Source organism: Gemmatimonadota bacterium, from assembly GCA_016719105.1.
In the GTDB taxonomy this organism is placed as follows: Bacteria; Gemmatimonadota; Gemmatimonadetes; order Gemmatimonadales; family Gemmatimonadaceae; genus SCN-70-22.
Genome location: JADKAQ010000002.1, coordinates 471,864 through 495,240 on the forward strand (window position 1 = coordinate 471,864; position 23,377 = coordinate 495,240).

Here is a 23,377-nt window from a genome sequence, read left to right on the forward strand (position 1 = left end):
CGTGCGCGCCGCCTAACGTGGCTGGTCCGTCGGGTTCGCCGGGGCGGGGAGGGGGGGCGCTCGGTGCGATTGGAGGTACAGGTTGAGGGAGCCGATCTTCGTCCGCGACTTCATCTGCACCATGATGCGACGGGAGTCGTCGGAGAGCCAGATGCGCGCCTGGCCGTTCTCCGAGAAGATCCCCTTGGACTTGATGATCGGCTGGATGACCAGGGTGTGAAACGTCCCTGCCGGGACGGTGATCGTCTCGCGGCCGAGGACACGCACGATGACCGGGTTGCGATCGGGGCGGAAGTAGCGACTGAACTCGTACGTCTTCCCCACTTCGAGGGGGATCGTGCGAATGAAATAGAGGAACGAGCCGTCGTCGAGCGGGTTGCCGACGGATGTTTCTTCGGCTTTGTCATTCTCCTGGAAGACGGCACGATCGGGGAAGATCTCATAGCGCCGCTCGCGGTTCTTGCCGCCCTCGTCGAAATCCTGCACGAAGCGCAGCGAGTTGAGCGACGCGCGATCGATCCAGCTTTCGAGCACGTCGTCGACGCGATAGAACGGGATGCCGCCGCGCACGCGGAACCGCGTGTGCCACGCCGGGCGCCCGCGGAGCGCGACCGTGTCGAGCACTTCCATGCTCCCCTGTCCCACCTTGAGCGCGCCGAACTTCACGTCATAGACCAGTCGCTCGCCCACGCCGAACGGAACCGCCGCGAAGGTCGACGGGGGGGACGGCGGGGGATCGCCGGCGCCGGACGCCTGCGCCGTCGCCGAGCCGGACCGGACGAGGGCGACGACTGCGCCCACCGCCAGGACGCGACGCACGACGGCACCGGGCATCAGCTGGTCGGTGTCGGGGGGGCGACCGGCGGGACGCGATGACGCGCGCTGCGGCCGAAGCGATAGAGGTTCATCACGTCGGCGAGCGGCTTGACGCGCGTGTCGCGCGGACGAAGGTCGTACCGCGGCTCCATCGTCACCGTCTCGGTGCGACGCGCGTGAGGGATGGTGGCCAGGAGGAGATCGACGTTGGCGGCCCACCCTTCACCCGAGATGAACGGCGCGTCGCCGGCGGCGCGCAGGGCGTCGCGCAGCACCGAAACACGGTAGAGGCGCAGGGAGCCGAACGGGTCCTTCACCCCCGGCGTCTTGACCGACCAACGCAGCGCCCATGGTGCAAAGCGGCGCAGCCGGCGAACGGCCTTGGGGCTTTCCGCGGCATCGGCCGATTCGGCGACCACGACGTCGGCGCCGCCTTCGAAGCGCTTCACCAGCTCGGGGATATGCTCCGGCTGGTCGGTGAAGTCGCCCTGGAGCGTGATCACGGCGTCGCGGCGCGCATAGCGCGTGCGCTGCGAGGCGTCGCGGCAGAGCGCGGTGAGCGCGCCAGCGTAGCCCACGCGGCGCTCGCCCCCGAGCACGGTGAGCGGGAGCACCTTGCGGTACGGCTCCAGCGTCTCGGCGGTGGCATCGGTGCTCGCGTCGTTGTACACGAGGATCTCATACTCACGGGAGTACTCCTGGAAGACCTTGCGGATCTTCCACAGGAGGACACCGATGGTCGGGGCCTCGTCGAACGTCGGGATGCAGATGTAGAGCACGTGGGGGCGAGTTGAAGGTCCGCCGAAAGCTAGGCGGATGGTCACGGCGATTGTACACCATCCGTCCGGAGTCGTTCGGTGGTACGGACGGTCGGGGAGGGGGGCGACGGCTGCCGTGACACACCCGTGGCGAGGTTCAGCCGATCATCTACCCAGGACGCGACGATACGTGGCCTCCGTCCCGTCGACCATTCGCTCCACGCTGAAGTCGGCGGCGCGGCGTGGTCCGGCACGCCCCATGGCCCCTCGCAACGCGGGATCGTCGGTGGCGCGCGTCACGGCGGTGGCGAAGGCGGCCACGTCGCCCGGGGGGACAAGGAGGCCGGTCTCATCCTGGGTGATGAGTTCGGGGAGCCCGCCGACGGCGAAGACGATAGGGGGGACGCCGAGGGCCATGGCGTCGATGACGGCGGTCCCGAGCCCTTCGGCGCTCGACGGGTGCCAGAGGAGATCGAGCCCGGCCATGGCCCGGTGCACCTCGTCGACGAATCCCGCGCGGAAGGCCTCGACTCCACCCAGCATCTCGGTCCCGGTCCCCTGACCTCCCAGGAGGACCAGTCGCACGCGCTGGCGCAGCGCGGGGGGGAGTCGCTCGCCGATGCCGGCGAGGAGTCGCACCCCTTTCTCTGCGGTCATGGCGCCCACGACGCCGCACAGGATGGTCTCGGCATCCCACCCCCGTTCGGCGCGCCAGTCGCGCGCGAGGTCGACGTGCGGGGTGGGGACGCCGGAGTACACCACGTCGATGCGGCTGGCGGGGACGCCGCCGAGTTGCAGCGCGTCCTGCACCGCGTGCGAGATGGCGATGAAGCGGGCGACGCGCGCGCCATACTTGAGCCGTCCCTTGGGGACGAAGGCGACGCGTCGGGTGACCACGAGCGGGATGTCGCGCTTGCCGATGAGCGCCCCCATGGCGAGGGCGTGCGCGCGTGCGTCGTGGGCGTGCACGACGTCCGGTCGCCAGGTGCGAATGAGGGCGTGCAGGCGACGCGCCGCGGCGAGGTCCCAGTCGGCGCGCATGCGCACGCCACTGGCCGCGAGGCCGGCGCTACGCAGCCGATGCAGCAGCGGCGCGTCGCTGGCGGCGACGACCAGGGGCTCGTGACCGGCGTCACGTTGGCCGCGCGTTAGCAGCAGCACCTGCCGCTGGCCACCGCGCCACTCTCGCCCACTGTCGACGTGCAGGATGCGAAGGGACATGTCGCCGGAAAGGTGCGTGCGAGGCGGGACGGATGGCAACGCGTCCCCCCTCCGGAGTGGTGTGGCGAAAAGCTGCGCCGATACCTACTCCTATGCGCGGGGTATGACCACGTGACGTCGGAGGGTTGCCGAATGATTCTCGCGAATGTCCGTCAGTGCCTGACGAGGGGGGATGCGCAGCTGGCGATGCGCCTCGTGGCCCGTGGCTCGTCGGCCGAACTCGATCGGCTGGAACACGCGTTGCGCGACGAGGGGATCGACGCGATCCTCGACGATCCGCGTCTGCGCCCGGCGATGCTGGAGCAATCGCAGGCGGCGCACGCCTCATCGCGCCTGTTCGTGTACGTGGTCGTGCGTCACGCCCTGCGGGAGGTGGGCGAGGACGACCGCACGATGGCGGACTTCGTGGCGAGCGTGCTGCTGCAATTCGGGGACAAGGATCGCGCCCGTCGCATCCGCGAGTACGACGACCAGGTGTACGACACGCTGGCCTCGCTCCTGGCCGATGCGGACAGTGCCGACCCGACGCGCGCCTTCCTGGTGCGCGTGCATCTCGGGCACTACGCGCTCTGGCTCGCGGGGGTCTTTCCCGATCATATCGAGCATCGCCGCCACCGTCGCGGCGGGCCCGATCTGGAGTACTTCGACGAGATGGGGCGTCGGGGCTACCAGCTGGCTGCTGAGCACCGCCTCGCGTCGGAGCACGGGGTCACGGCGCTGTTCGAGCACGCCGCGGAGCGTTTCGGGCGCCTGCGCTTTGCCCTGAACCGGGTGAGCGACGGGGTCTTCTTCGCCCGCCATCACACGGCGTCGAAGCTGATGCGGCAGGTGCGCGACGAGGCGCGCTGGGTGTCGTAGGAGAGCGGACGGGAGACGGGAGACGGGAGATAAAACCGACGGAGCGCGGGTACGTAGTGTCTGCCGTCTCGTGTTCGCACGCGGAGCGCGGGTGTCACCGCCCTCGCGCTTCCGCGTGGGCATGCGTGGCGAGTTGCCGTCTGCGGCGCTGGCGGGGTAACGTTCCCGTCTCACTTCCCCCGACTTCCCCCCGACGAGGATTCCGTGTTCGAGGAGATCCGGCAGGCATTCCACGATTTGTTGAACGGCAACGTCGCGCCCGAGGAACGGCGCGGGATGCTCAGCCAGATGCGCGACTCGCTGGTGCAGGCGCGCATGGCGGTGGACGACCTGCAGAAGGGGGTGGAGGTGACGCGGAAGCGTCTCGCCGCGGAGCAGCGCGAGCTCGACACGATCGTCCGTCGCAAGGCGCTGGCCGAGGGGATCAACGACGCGGAGACGGTGGCCGTCGCTGCCAAGTTCGAGGCGCATCATCTCGAGCGGGTGGCGCTGCTCCAGAAGAAGCTCGAGGCCGAAGAGGGTGAACTCGCCCTGGTCGAACGTGAAGTCGAGGAAATGAAGGGACAGTTCAAGGCGGCGAGCGCCGGCGTGGGATCGGGGCTGCGCGCGGGTGGGCCGGGGAGCGCGCCACCGAGCGATGCCGAACTCGGACTGGATGACCGCGGGGCAGGGCTGGCGTCGGAGCTGGGGGCGATGGATCGCGAACGCCGCCGGGCGACGAGCGAAGCGGACGCGGATGCGCGCCTCGCCGAGCTCAAGAAGCGCATGGGGCTCTAGCTGCTGCCACGCCTTCGAGCGCTCCGCCGGGCGACCCTCGCCGCGAGCATCCCCGGGGCCCTGCTGCAGGCACAGGGGCCGGTACGCACGCAGGTTCGCTGTGACGGGCAGACGATCACCGAGGTGGTGATCGTCTCGCAGGCCCCCGGTTTCGGCGGCGTCTTCGCGCGCTCGCCGTTGATGGGACGGCTTGTGACGCGCATGCACGTGACCACGGCGCCGGCGGTGATTCGCAACTTCGTCCTGCTGCGCAAGGGCGAGCGGTGCAGCCCACTGCTTCGCTCGGAGAGCGAGCGTATCCTGCGCGCGATGCCGTTCATCGCCGATGCCAACGTCACGGCCTACCGGGACGGGATGGATGGCGTGCGGGTCGAGGTAGTGACGGTCGACGAACCGTCGCTCATCGGCTCGGTGGGGCTGGAGAACGATGCGCCCTTTCTCACCGGACTCACGGTCGGCACGCAGAACCTGCTGGGGAACGCGGTCTTCGCGTCGGCGAGTTGGCGGGACGGCTTCTTCTATCGTGACCGGTATGCAGGGCGCTACACGAACTACCAGCTCTTCGGGAAGCCGTACCAGTTGCAGCTCGCGGCCGCGCGACGCGAGCTGGGTGGCGACTGGGAGGCCGAGGTGGCCTATCCCTTCCTGACCGACGTGCAGAAGTCGGCGTGGCGGGTGAGCGGGGGCGAGATCGACGAGTACGCGCGCTTCCTGCGTCCGGGGGGACGCCCTCGTCGCTCGAGGTCAAGCGCCGCTTCGCCGATGCGGGGGCGATGCTGCTCGTGGGTAGCTCGGGGTTGCTCGGGCTCCTGGGGGCGCAGCTCTCGTACGAGGCCAACTCGCCGTCGTCCGCGCCGGTGCTCGTCACCGATTCGGGGCTGACGTCCGACACGACGTCGACGCTGATCGGCCGGTATCGGACGTCGCGCAGCGCGCGCGTGAACATGCTGCTGGGGTTGCGGCGCGTGCGATTCGTGCGCGTGACCGGCTTCGACGCGCTCAATGGGCCGCAGGACCTTCGCATCGGCACGCAACTCGGCCTCACGGTGGGGCACAGCCTGCCGGCCTCGCGCGGGATCGCGCGCAACGAGAAGTACGTGAGTGCCAACCTGTACTTCGGCGTTGGGGGGACACGCTCGTACGCGGCGGTGCAGGCGGACGTGGAGGGGCGGCAGTCGCAGGAGACCAAGGGGTGGGACGACGTGCTCACGAGTGGGCGCCTGGCGTGGTACCTCAAGCCGCATCCGCGGCATCTCGTCTCGGCGGACCTCACGTGGGGGGGCGGGTGGAGTGCGCGCATCCCCTATCAGCTCGACCTGGGGGCGCGTCGCGGCGGGCTGCGCGGCTACGACGATGTGGAGCTTGGCGGCGCGCGGCGGGTGATCACGCGGATCGAGGAGCGGTGGCGCATCGGGAACTTCCGGGGGACGGCCGACGCGGGCGTGGGCGTCTTCACCGACTTCGGACGCGTATGGGCCGGCGACGTCCCGTTAGGCCTCAACAGCGGATTCCGACAGTCGGTGGGCCTCTCGTTGATGGCCGCCGTCCCCCCACGTTCGCAGCGCATGTGGCGCCTCGACCTCGCCGTCCCCATCGACCGCCGCGACGGCTCGCGCTGGGGCGTGCGCCTGACGAACGAGGACCGGACGCGTGCCTTCTTCAACTCGCCCGGCGACGTGCGACGCATCCGCGAGCGGGTGCTGCCGCAGAGCATCTTCAACTGGCCGTAAGGGGCGGACTAGGGGAAGACGGGAAGACGGGAAGACGGGAGGACGGGAGGACGGGAGGACGAGAAATGACGAGGGCGGCGAACTGGAAATGGTTCGCCGCCCTCGCTCGTCTCGTCTTCTCGTCTTCTCGTCTTCTCGTCTTCTCGTCTTCTCGTCTTCTAGTCCTTCGTCGTCGCCAGCATCTTGCGAATCGGGATGATGAGGAGTGCCATCACGGCCGAGGCGATGAACAGCGACGTGGCGGTGCGCTGGAAGAGGGCGGGCATCTGCTGCAGCTTCTCGGGATCGACCTCGCCGCCGACGAGGCCGGCGATGAGGTTCCCCATCGCGGTGGCGAGGAACCAGAGCCCCATCATCTGCCCCACGAACTTGCGCGGCGCGAGCTTGGTCATCGAGCTCAGCCCCACGGGGCTCAGCGCCAGCTCCCCAAAGGTCTGGAACAGGTAGCTCACCGTCAGCCACCACATGGAGATCTTCACCGTGCCGTTGCCGTCGATCACGAGGTTCGACGCCTGCACCATGATCAGGAAGCCGACGGCCGTGATGACGAGCGCGAGGGCGAACTTGGCGGTGCTGGAGAGTTCCATGCCGCGCTTGGCCAGCCCGACCCAGAGCGCGCCGAAGACGGGGGCGAGCGTGATGACGAAGAACGAGTTGGCCGACTGCAGCCAGAGCGTCGGCATCTCCCAGCCGAAGACGTTGCGGTCGGTGAAGTCGCGGGCGAACAGGTTGAGTGAGGTCGGCGCCTGTTCGAACGCGGCCCAGAAGACGATCGAGGCGAGGCAGAGGACGAGGATCACCGCCATGCGCTTCTTCTCGTCGCCGGTGAGGCCGGCGAACAGGAACAGGTAGGCGAAGTAGGCCAGCCCCATGGTGGCCATGATGAGGCTCATGCGCTCGGCCACTGCCACCGGGTTGATGTGGATGACCCCGACCATGGCGAGGATGACGATGCCGAACACGGCGGCGAGGGCGGTCAGCGACCAGCGCTTGACGCGTTGCTGTTCCTCGGGTCCCGACGACGGTGACACGCCTAACGGGCCCAGCGTCTTGCCGATGCGCGCGCGGTACGTGATGACGCCGGCGAGCATGCCGACGCCGGCGGCGCCGAAGCCCCAGTGCCAGCCCACGCGCTCGCCGAGGTAACCGGTGATGAGCGGGGCGATGAAGGCGCCGGTGTTGATCCCCATGTAGAAGATCGAGAAGCCGGCATCGCGTCGTGCCCCGCCCTCGGGATACAGGTCGCCGACGAGCGCCGAGATGTTGGGCTTGAGCAGGCCGGTCCCGACCACGATGAGGACGAGGCCGAGGAAGAAGGCGCTCTGCTCGAGCAGGGCGGAGAGCGCGATGCTCAGGTGGCCGAGCGCGATGAAGATGCCGCCGTACCAGATGGAGCGTTGCAGCCCGAGCCACCGATCGGCGACCCATCCGCCGGGGAGCGAGGCGAGGTAGACCGACGCCGCGTAGATCCCGACGATGGCCGAGGCCTGCGCCCGATCGAAGCCGAAACCGCCGCTGGTGAGGGCGGCGGTCATGAAGAGCACGAGCAGCGGGCGAATCCCGTAGTACGAGAAGCGCTCCCACATCTCGGTGGCGAAGAGCGTGGCGAGCCCGCCCGGGTGGCCGAAGAAGCTGCGGTCGCTCGTGAACGGGCGACGTGCGGCGTCGTCGGCGTTAGGCGTGGTGGACCCGGACGCGGTGGCGGTGGCCATGTGCGGAGGAAGTGGAGGGGACGTTCAGGAGTCGAGCCTGGTGCCGATGGCGGCGAGCGGGAGGTAGCGCTCCGCCGGCTTCGTCGCGCCGGCCCCCTGCTGCGCGGTCCAGTCGACGGTCGTCGGGAGCTGCTTGATGCACGCGGCCAGGTGATCCGTCCCCTTGGTCTCGAGCGGGGGGACGAGTCGTGCGCACGCCTCGTCGCGCGAGGGGTGATGGCACCGCGGATGGAAGACGCACCCCGACGGAGGAGACACCGGCGACGGCACGTCCCCCGACAGGACGATGCGCTGGCGCGACCGTGTGGGGTCGGGGACGGGGACGGCGGAGAGCAGCGCCTGCGTGTACGGCATGACCGGCTCGCGATACATGTCGCGCGCCGAGGCCAGCTCCACGATGTGGCCGAGGTACATCACCGCGACGCGCGACGCCATGTGTTCGACCACCGACAGGTCGTGCGCAATGAAGATGTAGGTCAGCCCGCGGTCGCGTTGCAGGTCCTGCAGCAGGTTGATCACCTGCGCCTGCACCGAGACGTCGAGCGCCGACACCGGCTCGTCGCAGACGATGAGCCGCGGTTCGACGGCGAGGGCGCGGGCGATGCCGACGCGCTGGCGTTGCCCGCCGGAGAACTCGTGCGGATAGCGCGCCGCGTACTCCGGGCGGAGCCCGACCTCCTCGAGCAATCGGCGCACGCGCGCGTCGGCCTCGGCCCCCTCGGCCAGGCGGTGTACCGTGATCCCTTCCTTGATGGTCGCGCCGATGGTGAGGCGCGGGTTCAACGAGGAGAAGGGATCCTGGAAGATGATCTGGATGTGGCGCCGCATCGCGCGCAGCGCGCTCCCCTTGAGGGCGAGCAGGTCGGTGCCGTCGAAGCGAATCGTGCCGCTCGTCGGTTCGACCAGCCGGAGGATGGTGCGCCCCAACGTCGTCTTGCCGCACCCCGACTCGCCGACGATGCCTAACGTCTCGCCCGGGAAGACGTCGAAGGAGACGCCGTCGACGGCGCGCACGACGCCGTGCGACCGACCGAACAGCCCGGTGGATTGCGCGAAGTGGGTGCGCAGGTCGCGCACCTCCAGGAGCGGCCGCGTGCCGGCCCCGGTCGTTGCAGCGGCGTTCACCGCGGGGGCGTTCACAGGGGCCTCGCGGCGCGGACGCGCGTGGGCTCGGGCGCGCGATCCCCTTCCGCCAGGTGGCAGCGCGCCTGGTGTCCGGCAGAGACCGCGATCATCGCCGGGGCGTCCACCTCGCAGCGGTTCCAGGCGTGCGAGCAGCGATCGCGAAAGCGGCAGCCGCTCGGCCACGCGGTCGGCGGCGGCACGCTTCCCGGGATCGTCGTCAGCCGCTCGCGGTTCATGCCCACGCGGGGCATGGCCTGCATGAGCCCGCGCGTGTACGGGTGCGCGGGCTCGGCGAAGAGCGTGCGCACCGGCGCCTCCTCCACGACCTGCCCGCCGTACATCACCACGACACGCTGCGCCGATTCGGCGACGACGCCGAGGTCGTGCGTGATGAGGAGGATGGCGGTCCCGAAGTCCTGTTGCACCTTGGCCAGGAGTTCGAGGATCTGCGCCTGGATGGTGACGTCCAGCGCCGTCGTGGGTTCGTCGGCGATGAGGAGTGCCGGGTTCATGACCAGCGCCATCGCGATGAGGACGCGCTGTCGCATCCCCCCAGACAGTTGGTGCGGGTAGTTGCTCGCCCGCTCGCGCGGCGACGGAATGCCAACGAGCGAGAGCATCTCGACCGCGCGCTCCCATGCGACCTTGCGGGAAGCGCCCTGGTGCACGCGGGCCACCTCGGCGATCTGGTCACCGACGGTGAAGACCGGATTGAGCGCGGTCATCGGCTCCTGGAAGACCATGGCGATGCGGTTGCCCCGCACCTTGCGCATCTCCTCGGTGCCCAGCGTCATGAGGTCGCGCCCCTCGAACCAGAGGTGACTGCCGTCCTCGATGCGTCCGGGGGCCTCGATCAGGCGCAGGAGCGACAACGCGGTGACCGACTTGCCACACCCCGACTCGCCGACGACGCCGACCGTTTCTCCCTTGGCGATCGAGAACGACACCCCGTCCACCGCCCGCGCGATGCCGGCGGGCGTGTGGAAGTAGGTGCGCAAGTTCTCGATGCGGAGGAGCGGAGCGAGGGGCGCGGTCATGGCGCGGGAAGCTGGCGCGGGTTGAGCGCCACGCGCAAGCGGTCGGCGAGGGTATTCACGGCGAGTGCGGTGCCGACGAGGGCGAGGCCGGGGAAGAAGGCGAGCCACCAGTTGGTGTCGATGGTCTCCCGTCCGTCGCGAATGATGCTCCCCCACGTCGGGGTGGGGCGGGGGATGCCATAGCCCAGGTACGACAGCCCGGCCTCGAGCACGATGACCTGCCCGATGGCGATGGTCGTGGCCACGAGCACCGGCCCGGCCGCGTGCGGCAGGACGTGCCTAACGAACACGCGCAGCGGGCCGGTGCCGAGCGCCCGCGCGGCGATGACGAAGTCGCGGTCGCGCAGCGCCGCCGCCTCGGCGCGTGCCAGTCGGGCCACGACAAACCACCCCGTGGCACCGAGGATGAGGACGAGCGTATCGGCTTCGACCGAGCGCCAGAGCGAGAGGATGGTGAGGAGGAGGAGGATGCGCGGGATTGCCAGGAGGGCATCGACAACGCGCATCATCGCGCCCTCGACCCGCCCGCCGAGAAAGCCGGCGGCGCCGCCGTACAGAAGCCCAAATCCCGAGGAAAGGGCAGCGGCGAGCGCGGCCACGCCGAGCGAGACGCGCGCGCCATGGAGCATGCGGCTGAAGACATCGCGACTCGACTCGTCGGTGCCGAACCAGTGCAGGGGAGACGGTGGCGCGAACTTGAGGGCGACCGGGTCGAGCGGCTTCAGGGGGTCGTGCGGCGACAGCCATGGGGCGGCGATCGCGGCCAGCGCGAGCAGCACGAGGAAGAGCAGCGCGATGCGCGCCCTTCCGTCGCGGAACATCAGCTGCAATACACGCCCGGCTGGCGTCGACGAAAGGGCCCGCGCGCTGTCGGGCGTCGAGGGAATCGCGAGCGAGGCGACGACGGGAGTGTCAGCCACGGCGCAGGCGTGGATCGACGACGGCCGAAAGCAGGTCGGCGAACAGGCTCCCAAGCACGACGAGGAGGCTCCCGACCATCGTGGTCCCGAGTACCACGGGATAGTCACGTGCGGCGATGGCATCCAGTGCCACGCGCCCCATTCCCGGCCACCCGAAGATGTTCTCGATGATGACCGCACCGCCGACCAGGGCGGGGAGGGCGAGTCCGAGCAGCGTGATGGTAGGCAGGAGGGCGTTTCGCAGCGCGTGGCGCATCACGACGGTGCGCTCTCGCACGCCCTTGGCGCGCGCCGATCGGACGAAGTCCTCGGGGAGGATGTCGACGAGCGCCTGGCGCTGGTGTCGGGCGACCACGGCGCCGATGATCAGCGCGAGCGTCGTGGCCGGGAGCACCAGGTGCCAGGCCACGTCGCGCAACTTGCCCATTGGCGACATGTACTCGTGCATGGTCTGGTCGAACATCCCCGACACAGGGAACCAGCGCAGGCGCATGGCGAAGACGAGCATCAGCGCCAGGGCGAGCCAGAAGTCGGGAAGCGCCGAGAGGGCGACGCTGATGCGGCCGGCGACCCGATCGAGGCGCGTGCCGGCGCGCGCCGCCTGCGCCGCACCGGTCACCACGCCTAACGCGAAGCCGGCCGCGAGCGCCGCCGACATCAGCACGAGCGTGCGAGGGAGCGCCTGCGCGAGGATCGCTCGCACCGGCTGATGTTGCGAGAGCGAATTCCCCAGGTCGCCGCGCACGAGCTGGGTGAGGAAGCGCGCGTACTGGGTGGTGAGCGGAGCATCGAGCCCGTACTGACGACGGAGGGTGGCACTCATCTCCGGGGTGAAGCGGGCGTCCTCGAGCTGCGCCGCAAAGGGCTCCCCCGGGGCGGCGTGGATGAGTGCAAACGTCACCGTCGCGACCGTGAAGAGGATCGCGAGTCCCTGCAGCAGGCGGCGGAAGAGGAAGGGGATCATGCGCCCCCAAGTGTACGGCGGCGATGCCTGACGAGCGAGCCGGGGCCGACGATCACCGTCGCCACGTCCACGCGTGGTCGGAAAAGCGTGCGCGCGCCAGCTGCAGCACGTCACCCTCGCAGGCGCCGGCGTCCAGGACGCTTGCCGTGGGGTCCCATGCGTCGCGCACGGCGGCGAACAACTCGTCGGCGAGGTCGCGCGGGGAGGGCGCACGTCCCAACGACTCAAACAAGGTCGCGGCCGGCATCGTCGTCCCCACCGGGACGGCCGAGAGCTCCGCGACGAGGGCCTGATCGTCCTCGACGAGCACGGAGCCGTGCTGCAGCATCGCCCCCTGCTCACGGTACTGGGCACTCCCCACGAGCTTGCGTCCGTCGACCATCAGTTCGCCGGAGGCGGGGAGCTCGAAGCAGGGCGCGCTCGCGGGGGGTGGCAACCGCTCGGCGCGCTCGGCCACCTGCGCCGCCACGCCCAGTGCGTGCAGGGCGGTCAGCAGGAGCCCGTTGATCGCGTGATACGATTGAGCCAGCGATTCGTGCGCCGGGGCAGGGGCGGTGACCGAGTAGGTGATCTCGCGGTGATGCAGGAGCGCGCGCCCGCCGGTGGCTCGACGCACGACGTGGACCCCTCGGGCGGCCGCGCGCTCGGCGGTGTAGACGCCGAGCGCGCGTTGGTTGCGCCCGAGCGAGAGCGTGGGGGCGCTCCACGAGTAGACGCGCACCACACCTTCCCCGGTGGCGCGTGCGCGCGCCATGAGCGCCTCGTCGAGCGCCATGTTCTCCACGCCGTCGAGCGGTGCCGTGAGGAGGAGGCGCCAGCGCCTGTCCACGAAGGAGGTCCCGTGCATGGCGACGAATCTAGCGCTGGCTCGGGTGGTCCGACCGGGGGGGGCGCTCGCGGGTGATGCATCCCGCACCCCGGTCCTATTCGCGGGCACTCCCCCCGGCGACTAGTTTTCCCCCCGCGCCTGCCCGTCGATCGCCACGGCGCCACGCCAACGATCGCCCTCGCGGTCGAGCCACGCGGCACGATGCATCGCGGGCCCCTGATCTCGCCCTTGGGGTGTCCATGACCACGACCAGCAAGCCGACGTTCGCGTTCGACGCGGACTCCTTCATTCGCCGGCATATCGGACCGTCGGCCCACGATATCGATGCCATGCTCGATGCGCTGGGCTACGAATCGCTCGACGCGTTCATCGATGCCACCGTCCCCGAACAGATCCGGCTGCGCCGGACGCTGAGCATCGGGCCGGGACGCACCGAGCACGATGTGCTCGCCGAACTGCGCGGGATGGCCGAGCAGAATCGCGTCTACCGTTCGTACCTCGGGCTCGGCTACCACGATACGCTCGTTCCCCCGGTCATCCAGCGCAACATCCTCGAGAACCCCGGCTGGTACACTGCGTACACGCCGTACCAGGCCGAGATTGCGCAGGGACGCCTCGAGGCGCTGCTGAACTACCAGACGATGGTGATCGACCTCACCGGTCTCCCCATCGCCAACGCCTCGCTGCTGGATGAAGGGACGGCGGCCGCGGAGGCGGTCGCGCTGGCCCACGCCACGAAGGCCGCGGCGGAGAAGACGACGGTCTTCGTCGACAACGGGTGCCTGCCGCAGACGCTCGACATCGTCCGCACGCGCGCCAAGGTGCGCGGCTGGCAGGTCGTGACCGGCGACGCCAGCACGGCATCGTTTGGGAGGGAAGTCTTCGCCGTCCTCCTGCAGTATCCCACGAGCAGCGGTGCCATCGTCGACTACCGCGACGTGGCCGACCGTGCGCACGCCGCCGACGCCCTGGTCATCGCCGCCGCCGACCTGCTGGCGCTGACGCTGCTCGTGCCGCCCGGCGAGTGGGGGGCCGACGTCTGCGTGGGCAACTCGCAGCGCTTTGGCGTGCCGATGGGCTTCGGTGGCCCGCACGCCGCTTTCTTCAGCACACGCGACGAGTTCAAGCGCAACATGCCGGGGCGCATCATTGGCGTGTCGCGCGATGCGCAGGGGAAGCCGGCGCTTCGCATGGCGCTCGGCACGCGCGAGCAGCACATCCGGCGTGAGAAGGCGACGAGCAACATCTGCACTGCGCAGGTGCTCCTGGCGGTGATCGCCGGGATGTACGCGGTGTGGCACGGTCCCGAGGGACTCCGTCACATCGCGAGGCGCATCCATCGCCACGCCGCCCTCCTCGCCCTCGGTGCCGAGCGCCTGGGGCACTCGGTCGCGCACGAGACCTTTTTCGATACGATCACGGTGCAGCTGGCGGGGATCTCCGCCGAGGCTATCGTGGGCGCTGCCGCCGAGCGCGGGATCAACCTGCGCGCGGCCGGCGAGACGTCGGTCACGATCGCGCTCGACGAGACCGTCGGCGCGGGCGACGTGCAGGAGCTGCTCGCCGTCCTCGCCAACGGCGCGGTCCCGCCCACGGTCGATGCACTCGACCGCGACGTGGACGCGCGTTTCGACGAACGCTTCAAGCGCACGTCGCCCTTCCTCACGCATCCCGTCTTCTCGCGCTATCACGCCGAGCACGAAATGCTGCGCTACATCCGCAAGCTCGAGGGGCGCGACCTGTCGCTCTGCCACTCGATGATCGCGCTCGGGTCGTGCACCATGAAGCTCAATGCCACCGCCGAGATGTTCCCGGTCACGTGGACCGAGTTCGGGCGCCTGCATCCGTTCGCTCCGGCCAACCAGCGGCGCGGCTACGACGCGCTCTTCTCGACGCTCGAGGCCGACCTGGCCGAGATCACCGGCTTCCACGCGGTGTCGCTGCAACCGAACGCGGGATCGGCAGGGGGAGTACGCCGGGCTGCTCACGATTCGCTCCTACCACGAGTCGCGCGGGGAAGGGCACCGCGACGTCTGCCTCATCCCGCAGTCGGCGCACGGGACCAACCCGGCCAGCGCTGCGATGGCCGGCATGCGCGTCGTGGTGGTCAAGAGCACCCCGAACGGTGATATCGACCTCGACGACCTGCGCGCCAAGGCCCAGGAGCACTCGGCCAAGTTGGCCGCGCTGATGGTGACGTATCCGTCGACGCACGGCGTCTTCGAGACCGGGATCAGGACCGTCTGCGAGATCGTGCACGCGCACGGCGGGCAGGTCTACATGGACGGCGCCAACATGAACGCCATGGTTGGCGTGGCGCGCCCCGGCGACATCGGTGCCGACGTCTGCCACCTCAACCTGCACAAGACCTTCTGCATCCCGCACGGCGGCGGTGGTCCGGGGATGGGGCCGATCGGTGTGGCCAGTCACCTTGCACCGCACCTCCCCGGGCACCCGATCGTCGCCCAGGATGGCCGCGCCACGTTGGGCGCCGTCTCGGCAGCTCCCTGGGGTTCGGCGTCGATCCTCCCCATCTCGTGGGTCTACATCAAGATGATGGGGGGCGAAGGGCTCGCCTTGGCGACCAAGATCGCCATTCTCAACGCCAACTACATGGCGCACCGCCTCGAGGCGCACTACCCCGTGCTGTACAAGGGGGAGAACGGGCGCGTCGCGCACGAGTGCATCATCGACACGCGCGTGGTGAAGGGGACGAGCGGCGTCGAGGTGGAGGACATCGCCAAGCGGTTGATGGACTACGGCTACCACGCGCCGACGATGTCGTTCCCGGTGGCCGGGACGATGATGATCGAGCCGACCGAGTCGGAGTCGAAGGCGGAGCTGGATCGCTTCTGCGATGCGATGATCGCCATTCGCGAGGAGATCACCGAGATCGAGCAGGGGATCCTCGATCGCGCCGACAATCCGCTGAAGCACGCGCCGCACACCATGGACGTCGTGATCAGCGACACGTGGAGCCGGGGCTACTCGCGCGAGAAGGCGGCCTTCCCCGCCGACTGGACCCGCGAGCGCAAGTTCTGGCCCGCGGTGAGCCGCGTGGACAACGCGTACGGCGATCGCAATATCGTCTGCTCGTGCCCGCCCATCGAAGACTATGTCTAGAAGACGGGTGCAGTCGATGTACCGTTAGGGTTGTTCGCGAATGTGGCAGCAAAGGAGAGGGCGGCGAGGCCAAGACTGGCCCGCCGCCCTCACTCGTCTTCCCGACTTCCCGTCTTCCGCGTTACTCGCCGATGTGCTTGGCGTAGGCTTCCGCCGAGAGGAGGCCGGACGTCTGCGACGGATCCGACAGCTTGATCTTGATCATCCACCCGTCGCCATACGGGTCGCGATTGATCGCGGCCGGGTCGCTGTCGAGGGCACCGTTCACCTCGACGATCTCGCCGGAGACCGGGGAGAACAGTTCGGATACGGCCTTGACCGCCTCGATGGTGCCGAAGGTGTCGTGTGCGCCGTATGACGCACCCGTCTTGGGGAGCTCGACGAACACGATGTCGCCCAGCTGGTCCTGCGCGTAGTGGGTGATGCCGACGGCAAAGACGTCCGCTTGGGCGGTCGCCTTGAGGTATTCGTGATCGGCGGTGTACAGGAGGTCGGTCGGGATGTTCGACACGTTCGCCACTCTGGGGAGGAAGGTCCGCGCGAAGTCTACCGGCGCGCGAAAGTCCTTGTCAAGAAATCAGGCGGTCGATCGTGCGCGCTCGACCAGGCGCTCCCAGAGCGCATCCACCTGCTCCAGGAGTGACTCGCGCGATCCGTCGTTCTCGATCACGTAGTCGGCGCGCGCGCGCTTCTCGGCGTCCGGCAGCTGTGCATCGATCATGCGCTGGGCCTCCTCCGGGGAGAGCGATCGGCGTTCGACCAACCGCGCCCGGCGAATCGGTTCGGAGGCTGCGACGAGGATGACCGCATCGAAGTCGCCGGCGCGATCGCGTGCCGACTCGAAATACAGCGGGATGTCGCATACCACGATCTCGGCACCCGCCGCGCGGGCCGCCGCGGCGCGGTGCTGGCGAAGCGCCTCCACGCGGGGGTGGACGATCGCATTCAACGTCTGGCGTGCCTCGGCATCGGCGAAGACGATCCGACGCATGGCGGCGCGGTCGAGGGAGCCGTCGGCGGAGAGCACCTCGGTCCCCCAGCGCGCGACGATTTCGGCCAATCCGGGCGTTCCCGGGGCCACGACCTCGCGCGCCAGGACGTCCGCGTCGACGAGCGCAGCCCCCCGGGCGACCAGTCGTTCGGCGACGGTCGACTTTCCGCTGGCGATGTTCCCGGTGAGGACGACGAGCATGACGGACGAGCGGGAGGGAGCAGGAGGGGCGCCACGGCTGTCGCGCGACGGGCCCCGTGGGCATGTTCACTCACCTCCACCCTTCGCGCAACCTCATGACTGAGCTCGTTCCGCGGGCGACCGTGCACGAATCCCCGTCTCCCCATCCCGGCGACGACGAGCGCGCCCCGGCGCCCACGGGGTACGCGACGCTGGTGCGGCGTCAGCTCGCGTTGTTAGGCGAGGATCCCACGCGCGAAGGGCTCCTGCGCACCCCCGAACGCGTGGCAAAGGCGATGGCCTTCCTGACGCGCGGCTATTCGCAGCGCGTGGAGGATGTCGTCGGCGAGGGGGTCTTCGAGGAACCGCACGAGAACATGGTGATGGTGCGCGACATCGAGCTGTACTCGATGTGTGAGCATCACATGTTGCCGTTCTTCGGGAAGGCGCACATCGCCTACATCCCGAACGGGCGGATCGTGGGGTTGAGCAAGCTCCCGCGCATCGTCGACATGTTCGCCCGTCGGCTGCAGGTGCAGGAGCGGCTCACGGGCGAGATCGCCGAGGCGATCGAGCACGTGCTGGCGCCGCACGGCGTGGGGGTGGTGATCGAGGCGTACCACCTCTGCATGATGATGCGCGGCGTGGAGAAGCAGAACTCGAAGACGATCACGTCGGCGCTGCTCGGTTGCTTCCGCGACGACGCGCGCACGCGCGAGGAGTTCCTGCGGCTCGCCTTCGCCCCCGATCACTAGGGGGCGCGACGAGTCGTCGCGCTGCGCGCGACGTCAGTCGGCGGCGGTCGTCAGCTGGCCCGAGGCGAGCGCGACGGCGGAACCGTCGATCGCACCGGTGAGGTCGTCGCTCGCCCCCTCGCTGCCGTCACCGCCGTCGTCATCGTCGTGGCTGGTGTCGCGCAGCATGGCGTGCATGGCGAAGTCGGCACCGCCGCGGGCCCGGATTTCCGATGGCGTGGCGTGCAGGTAGCGCTGACAGGTGTTGCGAAAGGCGCTGCCGGATGGGAAGTGCAGGGTGAGCGCGATGCGATCGGCGCTTCGGTGCGGGTCCTCGAGCATGTGTGCGGCCACGACGAGCCGCCCCCAGGTGAGCAGGCGCTGCGGTGAGGGGAGGGCGGCCTGCTCCAGGTGCTTGGCCAGGACTCGGCGCGAGAGCGAGAGCGTCTCGGCGAGCGACTCAGTCGTGAGCCGTTCGTGGGCCCGCGTGACGCAGAGCATGACGGCGTCGCGCACCGTGGGGCGCGTCTCTGCGAGGGCGGTACGCAGGCGGGTGGCGACGCTGCGCGCCTCGGCCTGTTCCACGATGGCGGCCAGCGACGACGGCTCGTCGTCGCGATCGGCGACGACCAGGGCGTCCACCCCCGCGCGACCGACGTCGAACAGGTCGTGGGCCCGCTCGGGCGTCACGGCGACGTAGGCGATCGTCGTCACACGAGGGAAGTTGCGCTTGAGTTGACGCAGCGGCTCCAGCGACATCTCGCCCGAGGCGAACAGGTCGAGGACGACGAGGTGGACCGGCTGCTTCTCGCACAGGAACGTGACCGCTCCCCAGTCGGCACAGGGTTCCACCGTGTGCCGGCCGCGGAGCGCGGTTCGGAGTCGCAACAGGCGCGCCGGGTTGGATACCAGCGCGGGGACCACACTCATGCCCTCGCCTCTTCCCGGGGGGGTCGTCTGACAGCCATGCGTCAAGACGCCCGAGGGGGGCCGACCGTCACGCGGGCGGAATGCAGTGCAACATCGTGACGCTCAGGGCCCACCGCGTGACGGGGGTTCGGGCTGGCACCCGTAACTTCGACCCAGTCTTCCTCGTCCATGACCAGACGCAAGGTCTTGCACGATCACGACTTGTGCGAACGGTCACACACGATGCTCGGTACGACGCAGCTCTCGGGAGGGTGCATGACTGGACGACAACGACACGGACCTAACGACGCACGACGACGCAGCCGGCGCGGCTTCACGCTGCTCGAGCTGGTCGTGGTGCTGATCATGGTGAGCATCATCGCGGGGATGGCCGTCCCGCGGTTGAACTATGAGAAGTATCGGGCCGATGCCGCCATGCGGACAGTGCGGACGATCCTGCAGGGCGCGGAGCGCAACGCCATCATGCGGCAGACCAACGTCGTGGTGGCCTTCGACGTGGCCAACTCGGAGTTGCACATCGTCGAGGATGCCAACAACAACTGCGTTTACGACTCGGGTGAGCGGAAGACGCTGCGTCCCCTCGAGGAGGGCGCGATTCTCGCGCCGACGTCGTCGGGGTACAGCGGCTCGTCCGTGGCGGCGGTGAGCGGCAGCAACCTCTGCTCGATCCTCGGGTTCCCCGCGATCCAGTTCCTGCGAGACGGGGCGGCGAGCAGCGATCTCGAGGTGTACATGACGTCGAGTCGCGGGACCACGACCGACTTCCGGCTCGTGAAGGTGGCGATGGCGACGGGTCGTGCCGACGCGTTCCGCTATACGGGCTCCCTCTGGACCAGGATGAACTGATGCGCACTCGTCGATGTGGAGCCAGCCAGCACGTGGTGCGCGGCGCCCTGCGGCGCGCGACGCGCCGCGGCATTTCGCTGTTGGAGGTGATGGTCGCCCTCACGATCCTGGGGACGAGCCTCATTGGGATGGCCGAGTACGGGCGCCGGTTCGCGCGCACGAACGCCAACTCGGCGATGCTGAACAACGCCCTCGACCTGGCGTCGGCGCGTGTCGAACGCGTGAAGGCCGAGCGCAACTACACGTCGATGGACACGCTGGCCAGGACCGAGACGGTCATCTCGGGATATCCCAACTACACCCGCGTCACCGCCATCGCGCAGACGCTGTCTGCGCAGTACGCCTACAAGACGGTCACCGTCACCGTGACGCATCCTGCGATGTCGAACCCGGTGAAGAAGACCACCGCCATCGCGCGATTCTAGGAGACCTATGCGACTGACCTCCCGTCCCGCCCGGTCCCCCGATCGTCGAGGATACTCGCTCGGCGAACTGCTGCTGTCGTTGACCATCACGATCGGCATCTTCGCTGCGGCGGTCCCGTTCTTCACGATGCAGATGCGGCAGCTGCAGCAGGACGTTGGGCGAAGCGATGCCCAGCAGACGGCGCGCTACGCGCAGAACATGGTCGACCGCGAGCTTCGCAACATCGGCATCGGCGTGCAGCCGATGGACAATGCGCTGGGGATCCCGCGCAACCAGCCCAAGATCGTGCAGGCCCATCCCTACGCGGTCACGTTCAACACGGACCTCATCGCCAACGACACCTCCGACGTGGAGGCCGTGTACTACGATCCCAACGTCGCGAACAACCTCACGATCGCGATGAACAGCGGATCGCCGATCTCGCTGCCGTGGGCCAGCAAGGCGTATCCCGACTTCACCTATCGCAAGAACGACGGCTCGATTTCGCTGGCGGAGACGGTGAGCTACTGGGTGTCGTCCGATTCGTCGGCGCCGAGCGCCTCGAGCCTGTACGTGCTGTGGCGTCGCGTGAACGACGGTCCCATCACGGTGGTGGCCACCGGGATCAAGATCACGGGATCGCAGCCGTTCTTCAAATACAGCCGGGTGCTCGCCTCGGGAAAGATCGACTCGGTGGCCACCTCGGCGCTGCCGATCTACTGGGACCAGGTGGGGAGCATCGCCGACTCCATCCGCACCGTGACGTTGACGGTGAACGGCGTCTTCAACGGCTACACCTTGCAGAACAAGGCGAAGGCGTTCGTGCGAACGGTGAGTTCGCAGACCTCGCTCGCCAACATCGGGCTCTCGCAGCGCAGTTCGTGCGGCGACCTCCCGCTGAATCCGGGCTCGCCGACGGTGGCGCTCGTCAACGTCGGTGGCGTGGATCGCGTGCAGATGACCTGGTCCGCGTCGTCCGACGAGGCATCCGGCGAGAAGGACGTGGAGCGATACGTCGTCTATCGGCGCGTCGTGGGCAATCCATGGACCGAGCCGATTGACCAGGTGGGCGGGTCCAAGTCGGCGACCTACATGTGGGAAGACTTCGACATCCAGACGGGCATCAGCTTCGAGTACGGGGTGGCGGCGCAGGACTGTTCGCCGGCCAACTCGTCGATGCGCGTCAGTTCGGCTATCACGCACTAGGGAGGACCCTCGATGCTGCAGCGAATGAGAACGTTCCGCCAGCGCCTGCGGGCCCGCCGTGGGTCGGCGCTGATGCTGACCATGGTCTTTACCTTCGCGTTAGGTGGCCTGGCCATCTCGGCGGTCTACATGGCCGGGAGCACCTCGATCCTGTCGAAGCTCTACGATCGTGAGCGCGACTACCGCTACGCGGCCGAGTGGGCGCTGGCGGTGGGGAAGAGCCGCATCATGACCGATACGACGTTCGTCCTCCCGGACTCGTTGTACGTGCAGATCCTCAATGGGTCCAACGTCAACGATGCCGCCGGACAGCCGGTCCCCAAGGTCAAGGTCGACCTGTATGCCGGCGTCGGCGGAAGCTCGACCGGGCAGTACGGGCGCTTCGTGGAGCTCGTGGCGGTTGCCTACGACAACGGGGGGGCGCGGCACGTGCGTCGCCTCGAGTTGCAGGCGGAAAACTTCGCGCGATTCGCGATGTTCACCGATCGCTGGTCGCCCGGCTGCTACACCACGGGCGAAATCGTCCGCGGGCGCGCGCACTCGAACGCCGACTGGCAGTCGTGTGCGTCGGCGCCGGGCCCATCTACACCGACACGGTGAGTGCGGTGACGACGGTGTCGGGGACGGCGCAGTATCCAACCGCCGGGCATCGCTATCCGAGTGCGCCGCGCATTCCGTTCCCTTCCGTGGCCAAGCTGTCCTGGATGCCAGGGTACGCGGCGTCGGCCAACCTGTCGTATACGCCGCCGGCGCGCGTCGGCTCCACGGGGCTTACGCGCATGGAGTTCGTGGCCGTCGACCTCGATGGCGATGGCTTCCTGACCGGGGCGGCGGAGGGCTATTTCCGCATCTTCGAGTCACGCAGCGGTGCGACGTCGAATCCGTGGACGGCGGGCGGGAGTTCGGCCTCGCCGTACGTGACGGGCGGGACCGACTCGCTCTTCGTGCGAGCGGGGACGACCAACGGGACGCGCTTCGACAACATCCTGAGCGGTGGCGCGTCGACCAACAAGAGCGTCGTGCAGAACCAGTGCGGCGTCTTCTACATGATGGGGACGCCCGCGCGTCCGCAGTTCATGCCGCTCGCCGCGCACGACACGCTCAACACGCGCTATCGCTGGTTCATCGATACGCTCTCCGTGGCCACGCTCGGACGGCCCGGGACGCGCGCGGCGGCCATCACCTACCTGCGCAACTACCAGACGTCGAACGCTTCCTATGCAGCGAACGCCGCGAACTTGCTGCGGGCGGGGAATGCGTACACCACGGGGACGGCGCGCTGCTTCCCGGCGGGTGATCCGTACCTGATGCCCGTGGAGCGTCCGGGGCTGCTGAATGCATTCCCGGCTGCGGCCGGGCAGTCGATCGACACGCTCCCCGACCTGTCGAAGCGCGGGGGCGAGGACACAACCTTCACGGCGGTCACCAAGACCGGCGCCTGGCGGTCGTGGTCGGGCTTCGGGGGGTCGTTCTTCACTGGGGCGACACGTCGTCAGGCGGTGGAAGAGCCGTTCCTCTGGCCGGTTCACCGCACCCAGAACCTCAACTCGAAGGGTGTCATCTACGTCAACGGTGACATCATGTTGAGCGGGGTGTTCCGGGGGCGAGCCACGTTGTATGTGTCGGGCGACATCGACATGATCGATGACCTCACGTACGTGACCAATCCGGCGTCGTTGCCCATCTGCCAGAACCTCCTGGGGATCATCACCGGCGGCAATATCTGGATTGCCGACAACACCCTCAACCGCCCGCGCTTCGTCAACGGGACCGCGGCGGCCAACGCGAGGTTCTTCGACGACAACCAGGACTACTTCCTCCATGCGGTGACGCTGGTGGGCGTCAGCAACACCAACGCGACGTTCGGGGTCGAGCTGTTGAGCTCGGGGCCGAATGCGGGGCGTCTCTGCTCGCCCGTGCCGCCCAACAGCGCGCAGACCTCCGGCGGCTGCATCAACCAGGCGGGTGGCGTGATCCAGCGCGTCATCTCGGCGACCTTCGCGGGCGGCTACACCGGGTTCGCGGAAAACCGCGTGAAGGATGCCTGTCTCGACGTGGACTCGCCGCCGTACTTCCCGCTCACCGGGCGGTACCTCGACAACGAGTTCTACGAGATCGATCCGGCGCAGTTCAACCAGATCGGAGTGGCGCAGTTCTATCGGCGACTGCAGTCCGGGGTGTAACCGCGGTCGCGAGACCCTGCACAGAACGACAA

Annotated in this window: 22 protein-coding genes and 1 pseudogene; 11 read left to right on the forward strand and 12 right to left on the reverse strand. The window is 68.7% G+C overall.

The window, feature by feature from the left end:
* Nucleotides 1–12 precede the first annotated feature (12 nt).
* The 3 genes from IPN47_05665 to IPN47_05675 all read right to left on the reverse strand — a co-directional run bounded on the left by IPN47_05665 (nt 13) and on the right by IPN47_05675 (nt 2,795).
* Nucleotides 13–834 (reverse strand): DUF3108 domain-containing protein, encoded by an 822-nt coding sequence (locus IPN47_05665; GenBank protein ID MBK9407530.1) that lies wholly within the window; start codon nt 832–834, stop codon nt 13–15.
* The gene (locus tag IPN47_05670) at nt 834–1,640 is read right to left on the reverse strand and encodes a glycosyltransferase family 2 protein (protein ID MBK9407531.1); all 807 of its coding nucleotides are present in this window, start codon (nt 1,638–1,640) and stop codon (nt 834–836) included. The genes IPN47_05665 and IPN47_05670 overlap by 1 nt, the downstream gene beginning before the upstream one ends.
* Before the next feature lie 99 nt (nt 1,641–1,739).
* Nucleotides 1,740–2,795: a glycosyltransferase family 4 protein gene (locus IPN47_05675; GenBank protein ID MBK9407532.1), complete on the reverse strand. Its 1,056-nt coding sequence runs from the start codon at nt 2,793–2,795 to the stop codon at nt 1,740–1,742.
* A 132-nt stretch (nt 2,796–2,927) separates the two neighbouring features.
* On the opposite strand from IPN47_05675, the gene IPN47_05680 reads away from it, so the two are divergent.
* The 4 genes from IPN47_05680 (at nt 2,928) to IPN47_05695 (ending at nt 6,160) form a co-directional block, all read left to right on the forward strand.
* Nucleotides 2,928–3,653: a hypothetical protein gene (locus tag IPN47_05680; protein MBK9407533.1), complete on the forward strand. Its 726-nt coding sequence runs from the start codon at nt 2,928–2,930 to the stop codon at nt 3,651–3,653.
* Nucleotides 3,654–3,857: 204 nt separating this feature from the next.
* Nucleotides 3,858–4,430 (forward strand): hypothetical protein, encoded by a 573-nt coding sequence (locus tag IPN47_05685; protein ID MBK9407534.1) that lies wholly within the window; start codon nt 3,858–3,860, stop codon nt 4,428–4,430.
* Between the two features lie 123 nt (nt 4,431–4,553).
* Nucleotides 4,554–5,312, forward strand: coding sequence for a hypothetical protein (locus IPN47_05690; protein MBK9407535.1), 759 nt, complete (start codon nt 4,554–4,556; stop codon nt 5,310–5,312).
* On the forward strand, nt 5,204–6,160 hold the full coding sequence (locus tag IPN47_05695; GenBank protein ID MBK9407536.1) for a BamA/TamA family outer membrane protein: 957 nt from the start codon (nt 5,204–5,206) through the stop codon (nt 6,158–6,160). The genes IPN47_05690 and IPN47_05695 overlap by 109 nt, the downstream gene beginning before the upstream one ends.
* 158 nt (nt 6,161–6,318) lie before the next feature.
* On the opposite strand, the gene IPN47_05700 is transcribed toward IPN47_05695, so the two are convergent.
* The 6 genes from IPN47_05700 to IPN47_05725 are packed head-to-tail and all read right to left on the reverse strand — an operon-like array spanning nt 6,319 to nt 12,765.
* On the reverse strand, nt 6,319–7,872 hold the full coding sequence (locus IPN47_05700; protein MBK9407537.1) for a peptide MFS transporter: 1,554 nt from the start codon (nt 7,870–7,872) through the stop codon (nt 6,319–6,321).
* Nucleotides 7,873–7,896: 24 nt separating this feature from the next.
* The gene (locus IPN47_05705) at nt 7,897–8,997 is read right to left on the reverse strand and encodes an ATP-binding cassette domain-containing protein (GenBank protein MBK9407538.1); all 1,101 of its coding nucleotides are present in this window, start codon (nt 8,995–8,997) and stop codon (nt 7,897–7,899) included.
* 11 nt (nt 8,998–9,008) lie between these two features.
* Entirely contained in the window at nt 9,009–10,034 is a 1,026-nt protein-coding gene (locus tag IPN47_05710) for an ABC transporter ATP-binding protein (protein MBK9407539.1), read from the reverse strand.
* Nucleotides 10,031–10,954 carry an ABC transporter permease gene (locus IPN47_05715; GenBank protein MBK9407540.1) on the reverse strand — a complete coding sequence of 308 codons (924 nt, stop codon included), beginning with the start codon at nt 10,952–10,954 and terminating at the stop codon, nt 10,031–10,033. Before IPN47_05715 ends, IPN47_05710 begins: the two co-directional genes overlap by 4 nt.
* Nucleotides 10,947–11,918, reverse strand: a complete 972-nt coding sequence (locus IPN47_05720; GenBank protein ID MBK9407541.1) for an ABC transporter permease — start codon at nt 11,916–11,918, stop codon at nt 10,947–10,949. Before IPN47_05720 ends, IPN47_05715 begins: the two co-directional genes overlap by 8 nt.
* A 52-nt stretch (nt 11,919–11,970) precedes the next feature.
* A complete protein-coding gene (locus IPN47_05725; protein ID MBK9407542.1) occupies nt 11,971–12,765 on the reverse strand; it encodes a lipoate--protein ligase family protein in 795 nt (264 codons plus the stop codon).
* A 221-nt stretch (nt 12,766–12,986) separates the two neighbouring features.
* On the opposite strand from IPN47_05725, the pseudogene gcvP reads away from it, so the two are divergent.
* A pseudogene (gene gcvP, locus IPN47_05730) lies at nt 12,987–15,870 on the forward strand (aminomethyl-transferring glycine dehydrogenase).
* Between the two features lie 121 nt (nt 15,871–15,991).
* On the opposite strand, the gene gcvH reads toward gcvP, so the two are convergent.
* Both gcvH and IPN47_05740 read right to left on the reverse strand, forming a co-directional pair.
* Complete coding sequence (gene gcvH, locus IPN47_05735) at nt 15,992–16,381, reverse strand: glycine cleavage system protein GcvH (protein ID MBK9407543.1); 390 nt, start codon at nt 16,379–16,381, stop codon at nt 15,992–15,994.
* 66 nt (nt 16,382–16,447) lie between these two features.
* Nucleotides 16,448–17,062 carry a dephospho-CoA kinase gene (locus tag IPN47_05740; GenBank protein ID MBK9407544.1) on the reverse strand — a complete coding sequence of 205 codons (615 nt, stop codon included), beginning with the start codon at nt 17,060–17,062 and terminating at the stop codon, nt 16,448–16,450.
* Nucleotides 17,063–17,157: 95 nt separating this feature from the next.
* On the opposite strand from IPN47_05740, the gene folE reads away from it, so the two are divergent.
* The gene (gene folE / locus IPN47_05745) at nt 17,158–17,796 is read left to right on the forward strand and encodes a GTP cyclohydrolase I FolE (GenBank protein MBK9407545.1); all 639 of its coding nucleotides are present in this window, start codon (nt 17,158–17,160) and stop codon (nt 17,794–17,796) included.
* Between the two features lie 33 nt (nt 17,797–17,829).
* Here folE and IPN47_05750 read toward each other — a convergent pair whose 3' ends face one another.
* Nucleotides 17,830–18,705: a helix-turn-helix domain-containing protein gene (locus IPN47_05750; GenBank protein ID MBK9407546.1), complete on the reverse strand. Its 876-nt coding sequence runs from the start codon at nt 18,703–18,705 to the stop codon at nt 17,830–17,832.
* A gap of 255 nt (nt 18,706–18,960) precedes the next feature.
* Between IPN47_05750 and IPN47_05755 the strand changes: the two genes are divergently transcribed.
* From IPN47_05755 to IPN47_05775, 5 genes are read left to right on the forward strand one after another with little or no spacing between them, the layout of a single operon-like run.
* Complete coding sequence (locus tag IPN47_05755; GenBank protein MBK9407547.1) at nt 18,961–19,551, forward strand: prepilin-type N-terminal cleavage/methylation domain-containing protein; 591 nt, start codon at nt 18,961–18,963, stop codon at nt 19,549–19,551.
* Complete coding sequence (locus IPN47_05760) at nt 19,551–19,976, forward strand: prepilin-type N-terminal cleavage/methylation domain-containing protein (protein MBK9407548.1); 426 nt, start codon at nt 19,551–19,553, stop codon at nt 19,974–19,976. The genes IPN47_05755 and IPN47_05760 overlap by 1 nt, the downstream gene beginning before the upstream one ends.
* A gap of 7 nt (nt 19,977–19,983) precedes the next feature.
* Nucleotides 19,984–21,162, forward strand: coding sequence for a hypothetical protein (locus IPN47_05765; GenBank protein ID MBK9407549.1), 1,179 nt, complete (start codon nt 19,984–19,986; stop codon nt 21,160–21,162).
* Between the two features lie 24 nt (nt 21,163–21,186).
* Nucleotides 21,187–21,762, forward strand: a complete 576-nt coding sequence (locus tag IPN47_05770; GenBank protein ID MBK9407550.1) for a hypothetical protein — start codon at nt 21,187–21,189, stop codon at nt 21,760–21,762.
* Nucleotides 21,723–23,345, forward strand: coding sequence for a hypothetical protein (locus IPN47_05775; GenBank protein MBK9407551.1), 1,623 nt, complete (start codon nt 21,723–21,725; stop codon nt 23,343–23,345). The genes IPN47_05770 and IPN47_05775 overlap by 40 nt, the downstream gene beginning before the upstream one ends.
* Nucleotides 23,346–23,377: the final 32 nt, after the last annotated feature.

Excerpts from the sequence above, each read along its gene's own strand:
- IPN47_05700 (MBK9407537.1), bottom strand. The coding sequence starts at position 7,872 with ATGGCCACCGCCACCGCGTCCGGGTCCACCACGCCTAACGCCGACGAC.
- IPN47_05760 (MBK9407548.1), top strand. The coding sequence starts at position 19,551 with ATGCGCACTCGTCGATGTGGAGCCAGCCAGCACGTGGTGCGCGGCGCC.
- IPN47_05695 (MBK9407536.1), top strand. The coding sequence starts at position 5,204 with ATGCTGCTCGTGGGTAGCTCGGGGTTGCTCGGGCTCCTGGGGGCGCAG.
- IPN47_05750 (MBK9407546.1), bottom strand. The coding sequence starts at position 18,705 with ATGAGTGTGGTCCCCGCGCTGGTATCCAACCCGGCGCGCCTGTTGCGA.
- IPN47_05720 (MBK9407541.1), bottom strand. The coding sequence starts at position 11,918 with ATGATCCCCTTCCTCTTCCGCCGCCTGCTGCAGGGACTCGCGATCCTC.
- IPN47_05710 (MBK9407539.1), bottom strand. The coding sequence starts at position 10,034 with ATGACCGCGCCCCTCGCTCCGCTCCTCCGCATCGAGAACTTGCGCACC.
- IPN47_05680 (MBK9407533.1), top strand. The coding sequence starts at position 2,928 with ATGATTCTCGCGAATGTCCGTCAGTGCCTGACGAGGGGGGATGCGCAG.
- IPN47_05770 (MBK9407550.1), top strand. The coding sequence starts at position 21,187 with ATGAGAACGTTCCGCCAGCGCCTGCGGGCCCGCCGTGGGTCGGCGCTG.
- IPN47_05675 (MBK9407532.1), bottom strand. The coding sequence starts at position 2,795 with ATGTCCCTTCGCATCCTGCACGTCGACAGTGGGCGAGAGTGGCGCGGT.
- IPN47_05740 (MBK9407544.1), bottom strand. The coding sequence starts at position 17,062 with ATGCTCGTCGTCCTCACCGGGAACATCGCCAGCGGAAAGTCGACCGTC.
- IPN47_05725 (MBK9407542.1), bottom strand. The coding sequence starts at position 12,765 with ATGCACGGGACCTCCTTCGTGGACAGGCGCTGGCGCCTCCTCCTCACG.
- IPN47_05755 (MBK9407547.1), top strand. The coding sequence starts at position 18,961 with ATGACTGGACGACAACGACACGGACCTAACGACGCACGACGACGCAGC.
- IPN47_05665 (MBK9407530.1), bottom strand. The coding sequence starts at position 834 with ATGCCCGGTGCCGTCGTGCGTCGCGTCCTGGCGGTGGGCGCAGTCGTC.
- IPN47_05765 (MBK9407549.1), top strand. The coding sequence starts at position 19,984 with ATGCGACTGACCTCCCGTCCCGCCCGGTCCCCCGATCGTCGAGGATAC.
- folE (MBK9407545.1), top strand. The coding sequence starts at position 17,158 with ATGACTGAGCTCGTTCCGCGGGCGACCGTGCACGAATCCCCGTCTCCC.